The following is a 454-nucleotide window of genomic DNA, read 5'->3' on the forward strand; positions in this document are numbered from 1 at the left end:
TATATTTATAGTATAGTAAATAAATCTTTAGTTGTCAATTTTTTATTAAATATTTTTTATTTTATTATTTGTATTGAATAAATTTTAATAAAAATAGATGATATTATTATAAAGCCTATATTCATAGTATATAACCATGAATATAGGCTTCTCAAACTAATTAATTTTATAATAATGTTATTTATTACTCTTTTACAGCTCCTCCCATAAGTCCTGATATAAAATATCTGCTTGAGAATAGAAATGCTATCAAAACAGGTAATACAGCAAAAATAGCACCAACCATAATCTGACCGTAATCTATACGTGTATCTCCTTTCAATACAGAAAGTGCTACAGGCAGAGTATACATATTTTCTGAATTAAGTATTATTAAAGGCCAAGTAAAATCACTCCATTGCCCCATAAATATATATATTCCCAAAGCAGCAAGAGATGGTATCATTAGAGGCAT

The 454-nt window shown here is 26.0% G+C and carries 1 pseudogene; it reads right to left on the reverse strand.

Annotated features, from left to right (window positions below):
• Positions 1 to 184 precede the first annotated feature (184 nt).
• Positions 185 to 454 (reverse strand): annotated as a pseudogene (locus EZH24_RS13440) (carbohydrate ABC transporter permease); the annotation flags it as partial.

This window comes from Brachyspira catarrhinii, from assembly GCF_005518285.1.
In the GTDB taxonomy this organism is placed as follows: Bacteria; Spirochaetota; Brachyspiria; order Brachyspirales; family Brachyspiraceae; genus Brachyspira; species Brachyspira catarrhinii.